This window comes from Nostoc sp. CALU 546 (genome assembly GCF_048836525.1).
The window spans coordinates 1-1302 of the sequence record NZ_JAWJTF010000421.1 but is presented as its reverse complement, the minus strand read 5'-3'; the positions used below and the strand labels follow the sequence as shown (position 1 = coordinate 1302).

The 1302-nt window shown below is 38.2% G+C and carries 1 pseudogene; it reads right to left on the bottom strand.

Annotation, left to right across the window (positions count from 1 at the left end):
- A pseudogene (locus tag RRG12_RS44205) lies at positions 1–1302 on the bottom strand (glucosidase); the annotation flags it as partial.

Here is a 1302-nt window from a genome sequence, read left to right as displayed (position 1 = left end):
AGTTGCCCAAGCATGAACAGGTGGATTCACATCACCAAAAGCCCATTCATAAGCAGGAATTTGTCCATTAGGATGCATATACCATTCGCGTGTTAAAACATCCAACTGATACTTAGCAAAATCGGGGTCAATCATTGCCAAAGGAATAGTATGAAATGCCAAATCCCAAGCTGCAAACCAAGGATATTCCCACTTGTCTGGCATAGAAAGAATATCTTTATTATAGAGATGAAACCATTCCCGATTTCTCCCTTGTTGGCGTTCTGGTGGTGGCGCTGGTGTATTGCGATCGCCTTTTAACCAATCCTCTATGACATAGTGATAATATTGTTTACTCCACAGCATTCCAGCCAATGCTTGTCGCTGCACATTTCGCATATCTTCACTGAGTGGAAATGGCGTAACGCGCTGATAAAATTTATCTGCTTCTTGTTGTCGTCCCCAAAAGATTGTATCAAATTCTTTGCCAAATGGCTCAACTAAATTAGGTATATCACTCAATCGCAATTGAACGATTTTTGTTTCACCTACACCAACTGTTAATAAATAATCAGTAGATGCCTTCGTACCAACTTTATTTGGATTTACTGCCTCTTTTTTACCATGAACGATGTAGTCATTAATGCTATCTTTCACATAGGCAGATGAATTAGAATAGCCAAATAATCGTTGATAATTTGTTTCATTTTCTGTAAATAAAATTTCGTTTGCTTCCTGACAATACAGCCATCTTTTACCTAAAGTTGGATGAAATGCCTCAACCAAATTAAAGCCATTCCCAGATTCAACTTCTTTTAAAGTAGGTTTGTTGGTATCGTCATTCCAACACCAAGTATTACGAAACCAGAGAGTAGGTAACAGGTGTAGTGTTTTTGCTTCTGGCCCCTGGTTGATTACTTTTATTTGGATGAGAATATCTTCAGCAGAATTTTTGGCATATTCGATAAATACATCAAAGTAACGATTTTCATCAAAAATACCTGTATCTAGTAATTCAAATTCTGGCTCATGACGATTTCTGCGTTGATTTTCTGCAACTAATTGGGAGTAGGGAAAGGCTTTATGGGGATATTTGTAAAGCGCTTTCATGTAAGAATGGGTAGGAGTATTGTCTAGATAAAAGTAATATTCTTTAACATCTTCCCCATGATTTCCTTCGCTACCAGTTAGACCAAAAATTCTTTCTTTGAGAATAGCATCTTCGCCATTCCAAAGTGCGATCGCAAAACAAAGTCGTTGATGATTATCAGAAATGCCAGCAATCCCATCTTCACCCCAACGAAAGGCGCGAGAACGAGCTTG